The sequence below is a fragment of the Lysobacter yangpyeongensis genome (genome assembly GCF_042655745.1).
In the GTDB taxonomy this organism is placed as follows: domain Bacteria; phylum Pseudomonadota; class Gammaproteobacteria; order Xanthomonadales; family Xanthomonadaceae; genus Agrilutibacter; species Agrilutibacter yangpyeongensis.
In genome coordinates this window covers 1-9,027 of the sequence record NZ_JBHSNM010000010.1, presented here as the reverse complement: position 1 = coordinate 9,027, position 9,027 = coordinate 1, and the positions used below count along the sequence as shown (strand labels likewise).

Genomic DNA, 9,027 nt, shown 5'->3' with positions numbered 1-9,027 from the left:
CTCGGTGAGCTGGTGGTACGTCACGGTTGGGGCTCCTTTCTTGCCGGATCAGAGTCCCAACCAGTCTGCCAGCTCACCCCTGCATTCTTGGGGGCTGGAGTTGTCGCACTTACTTTGGCAATTTCCGGCGCCTAACAATTCATTCAAGCCGAAGCCGCTTCGCGGCTCGGCTTAATTCAGGCGTTAGGGCGCACAGATGCCTTCATGCGTTTTGCGGGTTTCGGGATCAACTGCAAAGGTCCGCCAGTTCCTGGCGCAGTCAGGCTTACAGCCGCTTCGGGTGTTCTGGAAGGGCGAGGCCCGCCCAGGTGGCCGCGTCACGCAGCAATCGGGCTTCAACATCGAGCTGTCGGCTGCAGAAGGTCTTTCCGCACAGGCGCGGCAGGCTGTTCGCTTTGCCCGCCAGCACCAGACCGCGCTCAGTCTCATCCCCAAGCTTGGGTTCCGTGCCGTCTCGATCGATTTCGGGCTTTATGATTTGGCCACTGAAGATCAGCCGTGGCCTAGCTACTCGGTCCCAACTGCGGTCGCTCAACTCGCAGCCGAGCTTGGTGCAACTATCGAGCTATCGTTTTATGGGGTGGCAGAAGGTGCGCCCTAACAATTCGTTCAAGCCGACGCCGCTTCGCGGCGCGGCTTAACTCAGGTGTTAGGCGCCACAGGGAGGGTTCTCGCATGACGCTACAAAGACTTCCGATATCTGCCGCTGCAGCTGTATTGCTCGGCATTGCCCAATGTTATTTCCTGCTCTTCTGCTGGGCCAACATTGCCGCCCACTCGCCCGTGCCTAGGTGGTTGGTTGATCTTGGGCTGAGAGAGTCGCTTCGGGCAGTTCTCCTTCCGATCGATTTCCTGACGAGCGTTGTTCTGTCACTCCCGGCTGCCTTCGTGCTTACCAAACTTCGCCCGGCCAAGCTCTGGCTGTACCTGCTTCTTGCCGTGATTCCAGGCTTTATCTGGCTCAACTTGGGTCTTGTGGGCAATTCATTCTTCACCGAGCATCCCGGCTCGTTCGTGCTCGGATGGCTTCCGGAGTTGTTTGCGCTGCCGTTCGCAGCTTGGATCGTGCGGGTGGCGCCTAACAATTCATTCAAGCCGAAGCCGCTTCGCGGCTCGGCTTAATTCAGGCGTTAGGCGCCAGAGGACAGTTATGCGCTACGTGACACTCATGCTGATGCTTCTGTGGCTTGCTCCGGCAGAGGCCGCGAAATGCCCCATCTATTCGCACTTGCCTCAACCTGGGCAGCATCCCTCAGGGCTCATAAAGCTGGACAAAACCGCAGAGAAATCGCTTTTAGCGCAGGTTCCTGAGCCACCTAGCGGAAAGATTTGCTGGTATGCCAGCACCGATGGCACTCTCTCAGCAATGGCGCCGGACCCAAGCAAGCGTTACGTGTTCCGCCTTGAGCAAGGCCGGTGGATATACATCGAGACGCTAGATGTGGTCACCGTGGTCGGCTAACGGCCTGGCGCCTAACAATTCATTCAAGCCGAAGCCGCTTCGCGGCTCGGCTTAATTCAGGCGTTAGGCGCCACCGATCCTTCTCGCTAATCTTCTAAAAAGCCACTCGCCCGAGGTTAGACGCAACACCAATGCTCAAGGCAATCATTGATTGGTGGCAATTCAATTTCTGGCTTGGCACCGCTTGCCTGGCCGCTGGCGTTGCGGTCATCTCGCCGTTTCTTTTCAGCAAAACCTTTCGCAAACGGTTCTCCTGGTCAGACACTGACTTGGAGACCATCGGACTGATCGTGCTCGTCATTGCCGCGGTTATCATCGGCTTGTACAACCACTTCGGGCGCAGCAGTGGCGCCTAACAATTCATTCAAGCCGAAGCCGCTTCGCGGCTCGGCTTAATTCAGGCGTTAGGCCGCAGATCATTCCCATGAGCGAAAGCGCACTAAATGCAGGGGCCATAGCAATCGAGCTCGGAGTTCCGGCCCTGCTCATCATTGGCTACTGGCTCAATCCGTCACGGCGACCTCTCTTTCGGGCAGGCCTTGTCGCCATCTCGCCATTCCTGCTGCTCTTCCTGCTGGTTACTCTCAGCCATCTGCCCAAGCTCGGCGAGTACGATTTTGCGTTTGGCGCCATGTGGATAATGTGCTTCATACCGTACATGGTGTTTTTGGCTGTTGGTCTCGCTGTTGGCCTGGCACGGGTTCGCAACAATGCTGGTTAACAGCGCCGGCTTGCGGCCTAACAATTCATTCAAGCCGAAGCCGCTTCGCGGCTCGGCTTAATTCAGGCGTTAGGCCGCATGGCACACCTCACCGCAGATTGGCCGAATGACGCGGACGGCGGAGTCTTCCGCAATCTCGCAGCCGACGGTTTCGATTTTTCCGTGCCGCACTCAGTCGACTACAACGTCGACTTCGAGAGCTGGCCACCTCCGGCCGCAGCACTTGAGTGGCTCCGGGCCCAGTACGGTGAGCTCGGCCTCTACCCGCCGAGTGAAAGCATGGCGGGCTATGTCGAGTTTCAGGTCCTAGGCCCGCTCACCTATGAAGGTGTCACGTCCACCCAGCGGAGGGTCACTGCTGCAATGGAGCCGTTTGGCGGCGTTTGCGAGTCGTGGGGTGTCATGCACAATGCGGCCTAACAATTCATTCAAGCCGAAGCCGCTTCGCGGCTCGGCTTAATTCAGGCGTTAGGCCGCTGGGTGAGCAAAGCTGTTCCAAGCGGCTTGTTTGCGGCGTCACTGTCCCGGCTTCGCTTGTTTCCCGAAAGGCAAGAGCGGCTCCGGCCAACGTGTCGAGCGCGCCCCAAACGTTGTCGGGGGTGCGCTCGCAGGTTCCAACGCCCGATTCTTTTCGCGTTCTGCCAGCTGATTCTCGGGGTGCGCCCGTAGCTCCCAGCGGCGCGCTCGGTCCTCCCGACTTCGGCCAACAAGAGCATGCTTGCCGGGCCCTTGAGTCTCCTGCACCATCGGCCTAACAATTCATTCAAGCCGAAGCCGCTTCGCGGCTCGGCTTAATTCAGGCGTTAGGCGCCACAGGGAGGGTTCTCGCATGACGCTACAAAGACTTCCGATATCTGCCGCTGCAGCTGTATTGCTCGGCATTGCCCAATGTTATTTCCTGCTCTTCTGCTGGGCCAACATTGCCGCCCACTCGCCCGTGCCTAGGTGGTTGGTTGATCTTGGGCTGAGAGAGTCGCTTCGGGCAGTTCTCCTTCCGATCGATTTCCTGACGAGCGTTGTTCTGTCACTCCCGGCTGCCTTCGTGCTTACCAAACTTCGCCCGGCCAAGCTCTGGCTGTACCTGCTTCTTGCCGTGATTCCAGGCTTTATCTGGCTCAACTTGGGTCTTGTGGGCAATTCATTCTTCACCGAGCATCCCGGCTCGTTCGTGCTCGGATGGCTTCCGGAGTTGTTTGCGCTGCCGTTCGCAGCTTGGATCGTGCGGGTGGCGCCTAACAATTCATTCAAGCCGAAGCCGCTTCGCGGCTCGGCTTAATTCAGGCGTTAGGCCGCAACCAACACCGCTCCGCCGGACAAGAGCAAATTCAACTTTTTGGGCTCATAAAACTTGTCGCCCCGGAAAGTGAAATATGCACGGCGCTCCTGGCGCCCTCGCCGCCCGTCCGGCCCGGCGCAACCGATTGATATTCCTCGCGCTTTCTCGCCTTGACTCCCCGTCGGCGCCACCTGAATATCCCGCCCATATCCCCGCTTTTGGGGTCTACTAGGCGTTAGGCGGCTAGGCAGCCTTCACAATGATCGGAAAGACAGCTCTATCTCGCGTCGCCGGCTTGATCTTGGTATCGGCCATTGCCGTTCTTGGAGCCGTAGGCTGGTGGCGACAATGGATGTATCACGGCTGGATCGGCCCGCCCGGCTTCCTGCGCACGTTTTGGCCAGTCATAGCGGATGGCGAAGCATCCTATGACGTGGTGTTTGTGGAGATGTCCATCGTCTTGTTTGTCTTGGCTGGTTTCGTTCTTATTGTTCTACGCAAGCTTCTGACACATTCCACGCGATAGGCGGCCCGTGTTTCTTGGTGCGCCGCCTAACAATTCATTCAAGCCGAAGCCGCTTCGCGGCTCGGCTTAACTCAGGCGTTAGGCCGCATGAAAACTCTCTCGCGATCGATCTCTTTGCTCTTGGCTCTCCTACCTCTACCGGTATTTGCCGAAGTATCGGACAAGGTCGCGTCAATTCCGCAACTGTGGCTTACCGGTGCTCTGTTCGGTGTTGTCGCCTTTTTCGCGGGTCGCTATCGCGTTGCTCTGGGAGTTGTCCTGCTTCCCGTTTCCATGATTCTCATCCTTTCTGGGTTAGAGCCAGTTCGCGATCCATTCGTTGGCCCGGACATTGTCTCTGAGCAAGGCAGGACTTACGCTGTGGCAGCCTATGGCTCGGGCATCGTCTTGCTCGCACTACATGTGGCTGGTTTGTGGTTAGGTTGGCGGCGCCGGCGCAGGGCTGCGGCCTAACAATTCATTCAAGCCGAAGCCGCTTCGCGGCTCGGCTTAATTCAGGCGTTAGGCGGCATACGTGAACTTCAGCGATCTTGAAAAAGCGGCACTACAGCTAAACGAGCTCTACGAAGAACTCGAGGTTAAACGGTGGGGTCGCGTCTGGACCACCCAGGAACTTGCGCTTGGCTTCGTCGGGGACGTAGGCGATCTGGCAAAGCTGATTCAGGCGCACGCCGGCGTGCGAGACATTGATGACTGCCAGACCAAGCTTGGCCACGAGCTGTCTGACTGTTTGTGGTCGATCATTGTCCTAGCCAACAAGTGCGGTATTGATCTGCAAGCGGAGTTCTCCAAGAACACTGGAGAGCTAATTGAGTATGTATCCGGCGAGTTGGCCAAGTAACCGGCTGCCGCCTAACAATTCATTCAAGCCGAAGCCGCTTCGCGGCTCGGCTTAATTCAGGCGTTAGGGCGCTGATCACATGAACTCGCAACTCGAAAAAGCAACCGCACATATCACGGGCTCCTTCTACTCGATTGCCATTGCAGTGATCGCCCTGAGTATCCTTTCACTTGTGGTTGCAAAGACAGTTGGCGGCAAGAACCGGCGACAACAGAGAGCCACCGCAGAACTGACATTTGCTATTGGCATGGTTCTCTTTGCACTGTTATTCCTTCCACGGATATTGAGTTAAGGGCAGCTTAGTTCGCTCTCATGCGCACGCGCCCTAACAATTCATTCAAGCCGAAGCCGCTTCGCGGCTCGGCTTAATTCAGGCGTTAGGCCGCGCACCCAGCGTTCACGGGGGACAGTCAATGAATGACCGAGACACGGAAAGGCTGAACAAATTCATCCGCGGCGTTCAAAGCACACTCGCCAACCACGAAAAGCGCATTGGTGAGTGCCAGCAGCAGGTTCAATACGCCTCAAGACAAGCAGCATCTCAGACGGGCCAATCGACCGTGGACAAGACCGTAGAAGAACTTAAGCGGGACACAGCGCACTACACTCAAGTCGTCATGCTGGCCGGCTACGCCGGATTCTTTACGCTCTGGACACAAACTCGCGACGAAATGTCTCTTTGGCTGTTTGCATCCACGGGCGCACTGATCTCAACCTCCCTATTCGTCTTCGTGGTCTTTGAGCTGTACAAGGCTTGGGCGCTTGGCCGCCTCTTCTCGCGCAAGCCACCGTTTCATGCAAATGACGTCAATAACGCCATTGCTTCTGCAAACAAGTACTGGCAGCCAGCCTTTCTCGTATCAAGCATCACTGGTCTTGTTTCAGGCATTTCTCTACTTGCCTGGTTCGTCTACAAATCCGTGGTCGCGGCTGGGCATATCGTCGGCGCGGCCTAACAATTCATTCAAGCCGAAGCCGCTTCGCGGCTCGGCTTAATTCAGGCGTTAGGCCGCAAGCAAGTCAAAAGCAGAAGGAGTGGGTTCAAGCGAGTGCCAGCATTTTGGGCTGCGCTCATTGATTCCTCGGCCAGGTCCTCGCGGCGCGCCCAGGCAATCCGGGATGCGCCCGCAGCTCCAACACACCAAAGTCTCTCGACCTCGCTACGTGATTCTCGGGATGCGCTCAGGGTCTCCAAAGCGCGCCCCCGCGGTCCTGGCTTCGGCCCGAAAAGCGGACAGTTGCCATCGCCCCAACCTTCCCGGCAACATCGGCGGCCTAACAATTCATTCAAGCCGAAGCCGCTTTGCGGCTCGGCTTAATTCAGGCGTTAGGCCGCAAGCAAGTCAAAAGCAGAAGGAGTGGTTTTAAGCGAGTGCCAGCATTTTGGGCTGCGCTCATTGATTCCTCGGCCAGGTCCTCGCGGCGCGCCCAGGCAATCCGGGATGCGCCCGCAGCTCCAACACACCAAAGTCTCTCGACCTCGCTACGTGATTCTCGGGATGCGCTCAGGGTCTTCAAAGCGCGCCCCGGCGGTCCTGGCTTCGGACCGAAAGGCGGACAGTTGCCATCGCCCCAATTGTCCCGGCAACATCGGCGGCCTAACAATTCATTCAAGCCGAAGCCGCTTCGCGGCTCGGCTTAATTCAGGCGTTAGAGGGCATGGGAGACACTAATGGCCGCTGAAGATCTTGAAAGCTTTATCCGGTGGCAAGGCATTACACGTGACTATTTCTCGTCCGTATCAAATCTTGTGCTTGGCCTTGCCACTGGCCTGCTCGCCTTTCTAGTCTCCGGCCTTACCTCGATTCAACCAACACCAAAGTGCTTACTGTTCGTAGGAGCGGCCTCAGTAGTCTTGCTTTCTGCCTCAGTTGCCTTGGCTGTTTGGTGCGCCATCAACCGCCTTCGTGATTTTCGAGCCACCGCAAAGATCGCTCGCTCGCGCTGGAAAGATGAACCTATCAACCCCTTAGATCGCTTTGACTCAAGAGTTATGGGGCAGCTTTCTTGGCGTCTATTCTGGTGGCAACTTGTCCTCTTCGGTTTTGGGTCGGCTGGTACTGCTCTTACCGTTATTTCTCAACTATGGGCATGACGGGCCTGCCCTCTAACAATTCATTCAAGCCGAAGCCGCTTCGCGGCTCGGCTTAATTCAGGCGTTATGCGCGGTGGAATAGAGGTTGCTTAAGCCTCTCGTGCACCCGGTCTTGTTCCGCAGCTTTATTGGCCTGGCATCTGCGCCAAAAGCATCGCGTCTTCCAGCACTTCGCCGGCGCCGCGCGGTGTCCTTGGCAGCCAATCCGGCGCCCCTCGCCTTCGGCCGGCCAAAGCCCGCCCGATTCCTTTCCCGGCCCCATGGGGTGATTCTCGGGCACCGATTGTCCTGGGCTAAGATCTCTTCAGCAGCCTCGTCCTCCGGGTCTCCTGGCTGCATAACCATTCATTCAAGCCGAAGCCGCTTCGCGGCTCGGCTTAATTCAGGCGTTAGGCCGCACGGGTTCTTTCGTAGAAGCAGTCTCGCGCACTAGCCACTCTCGCCTTTTGGCTTCCGATTTCTGCAAGTTCTCGGCGGCGCGTCCTGCGCTTTTCACGGCTTGCGCCCAAAGCTCCTGCAACCAAAGCAATTCGCCCAACCTTCTGTTTCCCGAGATGCGCACGCGGCTTCCTGCCGCGCGCTACGATTGCTCAAGGCTTCGGCCACCCGGCAGGCTTGCGGTGCTCCAGTTTTCAGGGCGACACTGGCGGCCTAACAATTCGTCCAAGCCGAAGCCGCTTCGCGGCTCGGCTTAACTCAGGCGTTAGGCGGCATACGTGAACTTCAGCGATCTTGAAAAAGCGGCACTACAGCTAAACGAGCTCTACGAAAAACTCGAGGTTAAGCGGTGGGGTCGCGTCTGGACCACCCAGGAACTTGCGCTTGGCTTCATCGGGGACGTAGGTGATCTGGCAAAGCTGATTCAGGCGCACGCCGGCGTGCGAGACATTGATGACTGCCAGACCAAGCTTGGCCACGAGCTGTCTGACTGTTTGTGGTCGATCATTGTCCTAGCCAACAAGTGCGGTATTGATCTGCAAGCGGAGTTCTCCAAGAACACTGGAGAGCTAATTGAGTATGTATCCGGCGAGTTGGCCAAGTAACCGGCTGCCGCCTAACAATTCATTCAAGCCGAAGCCGCTTCGCGGCTCGGCTTAATTCAGGCGTTAGGCCTCATGGAGGGGCCAATGATGATTCGAGCTTTCTTTCTGGCAGTAGCTTTGCTCCTCACCCTTCCGGCTTCGGCTCAGTCTGCGAAGAACTTCAAACAAGCAGACGCCCGCGCTGAGGCGGAGCGGTCGAAGCACTCCGATGCAACTTCCAGCTATGCGGAGACTTGGGCAGAGTTCAACAATCAGCACCACCTCGATGAGCGGGATGGGTGTTACTACATGGCAGAGGGCTCGCTTACCCAGATCCTCGAAATTGACGAGTCGGGAAAAGTAGTTGGCTACTTCTCAGATAAGGATAACGGTCGCTCCAAGTGCTGGGCTCAGACATATTTAGGTGTTGTGTTCCCAAAGCCGCCTTTTGCACCGTACTGGCATAAGCTGGTCATGCACTGAGGCCTAACAATTCATTCAAGCCGAAGCCGCTTCGCGGCTCGGCTTAATTCAGGCGTTAGGGCGCATAGATGCCGTCATGCATGCTTCGGGTTTCGGGATCAACGGCAAAGGTCCGTAGATTCCTCGCAACTTCTTCAATCCAGCCCGACCGCGTCTTCTGGAAGGGCGACGCTGGCGTTCTAAAGAGCCGGGGCCCGATCAAGACTTCGGGATTCAACATTGAGCTATCGGGCGCTGATGGCATTGCCGCCCAGACGGCGCAAGCGGCCAAGTTCATCCGCAAGCACAAGCAGGACCTTCTGCTTATTCGGAGCCTTGGGTTCTCGGCCGCTACGATCGACTTTGGCCTCTATGACCTTGCCACTGAGGATCGTCCCTGGCCTTGCTACCAGATTCCACGTCCAATGATCCTGCTGGCCAGTGATCTTGGCTGCAGCATTGAGCTATCGTTCTACGGGGCGCCGCCGGATGCGCCGTGAATTCAACCACCAAGTGCGACAAGCTCCTCTAACCGAATAGTTTTTGCATTGGGCTGCGATAGCCATAGCGCTTCCTCGGTCTGGTGTTGAGTCGATGGGCAATGGCATCACAGTGTCTCTGC

14 protein-coding genes are annotated in these 9,027 nt (G+C 57.2%); all 14 read left to right on the top strand.

Annotated elements, in window-relative coordinates:
- Positions 1–196: 196 nt before the first annotated feature.
- The 14 genes from ACFPN1_RS15975 to ACFPN1_RS15910 all read left to right on the top strand — a co-directional run bounded on the left by ACFPN1_RS15975 (position 197) and on the right by ACFPN1_RS15910 (position 8,905).
- The gene (locus ACFPN1_RS15975) at positions 197–601 is read left to right on the top strand and encodes a uroporphyrinogen decarboxylase/cobalamine-independent methonine synthase family protein (protein WP_386756213.1); all 405 of its coding nucleotides are present in this window, start codon (positions 197–199) and stop codon (positions 599–601) included.
- Between the two features lie 74 nt (positions 602–675).
- On the top strand, positions 676–1,122 hold the full coding sequence (locus tag ACFPN1_RS15970; RefSeq protein WP_386756206.1) for a hypothetical protein: 447 nt from the start codon (positions 676–678) through the stop codon (positions 1,120–1,122).
- A 46-nt stretch (positions 1,123–1,168) separates the two neighbouring features.
- Positions 1,169–1,462: a hypothetical protein gene (locus ACFPN1_RS15965; RefSeq protein WP_386756211.1), complete on the top strand. Its 294-nt coding sequence runs from the start codon at positions 1,169–1,171 to the stop codon at positions 1,460–1,462.
- Positions 1,463–1,593: 131 nt separating this feature from the next.
- Positions 1,594–1,818, top strand: a complete 225-nt coding sequence (locus ACFPN1_RS15960; RefSeq protein ID WP_386756209.1) for a hypothetical protein — start codon at positions 1,594–1,596, stop codon at positions 1,816–1,818.
- A 68-nt stretch (positions 1,819–1,886) separates the two neighbouring features.
- A complete protein-coding gene (locus ACFPN1_RS15955) occupies positions 1,887–2,183 on the top strand; it encodes a hypothetical protein (RefSeq protein WP_386756208.1) in 297 nt (98 codons plus the stop codon).
- Between the two features lie 78 nt (positions 2,184–2,261).
- The gene (locus tag ACFPN1_RS15950; protein WP_386756207.1) at positions 2,262–2,603 is read left to right on the top strand and encodes a ribonuclease E inhibitor RraB; all 342 of its coding nucleotides are present in this window, start codon (positions 2,262–2,264) and stop codon (positions 2,601–2,603) included.
- 409 nt (positions 2,604–3,012) lie between these two features.
- Entirely contained in the window at positions 3,013–3,459 is a 447-nt protein-coding gene (locus tag ACFPN1_RS15945) for a hypothetical protein (RefSeq protein WP_386756206.1), read from the top strand.
- 1,040 nt (positions 3,460–4,499) lie between these two features.
- Positions 4,500–4,826, top strand: a complete 327-nt coding sequence (locus tag ACFPN1_RS15940) for a nucleoside triphosphate pyrophosphohydrolase family protein (protein ID WP_386756205.1) — start codon at positions 4,500–4,502, stop codon at positions 4,824–4,826.
- A 79-nt stretch (positions 4,827–4,905) separates the two neighbouring features.
- The gene (locus ACFPN1_RS15935) at positions 4,906–5,118 is read left to right on the top strand and encodes a hypothetical protein (protein ID WP_386756204.1); all 213 of its coding nucleotides are present in this window, start codon (positions 4,906–4,908) and stop codon (positions 5,116–5,118) included.
- 121 nt (positions 5,119–5,239) lie between these two features.
- A complete protein-coding gene (locus ACFPN1_RS15930; RefSeq protein WP_386756203.1) occupies positions 5,240–5,782 on the top strand; it encodes a hypothetical protein in 543 nt (180 codons plus the stop codon).
- A gap of 716 nt (positions 5,783–6,498) precedes the next feature.
- Positions 6,499–6,921, top strand: coding sequence for a hypothetical protein (locus ACFPN1_RS15925; RefSeq protein ID WP_386756202.1), 423 nt, complete (start codon positions 6,499–6,501; stop codon positions 6,919–6,921).
- 716 nt (positions 6,922–7,637) lie between these two features.
- A complete protein-coding gene (locus tag ACFPN1_RS15920) occupies positions 7,638–7,964 on the top strand; it encodes a nucleoside triphosphate pyrophosphohydrolase family protein (protein WP_386756201.1) in 327 nt (108 codons plus the stop codon).
- An 87-nt stretch (positions 7,965–8,051) separates the two neighbouring features.
- The gene (locus ACFPN1_RS15915) at positions 8,052–8,426 is read left to right on the top strand and encodes a hypothetical protein (protein WP_386756200.1); all 375 of its coding nucleotides are present in this window, start codon (positions 8,052–8,054) and stop codon (positions 8,424–8,426) included.
- 80 nt (positions 8,427–8,506) lie between these two features.
- Positions 8,507–8,905, top strand: coding sequence for a hypothetical protein (locus ACFPN1_RS15910; RefSeq protein WP_386756199.1), 399 nt, complete (start codon positions 8,507–8,509; stop codon positions 8,903–8,905).
- The last annotated feature ends 122 nt before the right edge of the window (positions 8,906–9,027 follow it).